At 56.5% G+C, this 237-nt stretch carries 1 protein-coding gene; it reads left to right on the top strand.

Annotated elements, in window-relative coordinates; translation table 11 throughout:
- Nucleotides 1-237, top strand: a 237-nt coding sequence (locus SB752_RS33230; RefSeq protein ID WP_410719633.1) for a hypothetical protein, incomplete at both ends; no start/stop codon positions are given.

The following is a 237-nucleotide window of genomic DNA, read 5'->3' as shown; positions in this document are numbered from 1 at the left end:
ATCTCAATCGCCTTCACGTTCTTGAGCGTGCAAAGGGCGAAGTGGAGCACCTTCACAGTGCCATTCTTAAGGGGCTGAAGGGTGTACGAACACTGGCCGAACTGCTCGAAAATCTAGAGATTCAGCTCGCCGCGGCTCAAAGTCGCGGCGGAAGCCTCAACTTCTTCGACGCGCTCTACTTGCGAGCCTTGATCGTCCGCAAGGATCTGCACCCGCAACTTCTGTCGGTCGCGACTC

Origin of the sequence: Brevibacillus sp. SIMBA_040 (assembly GCF_046535075.1) — a bacterium.
In the GTDB taxonomy this organism is placed as follows: Bacteria; Bacillota; Bacilli; order Brevibacillales; family Brevibacillaceae; genus Brevibacillus.
This window is presented reverse-complemented; position numbering and strand designations above follow the sequence as displayed.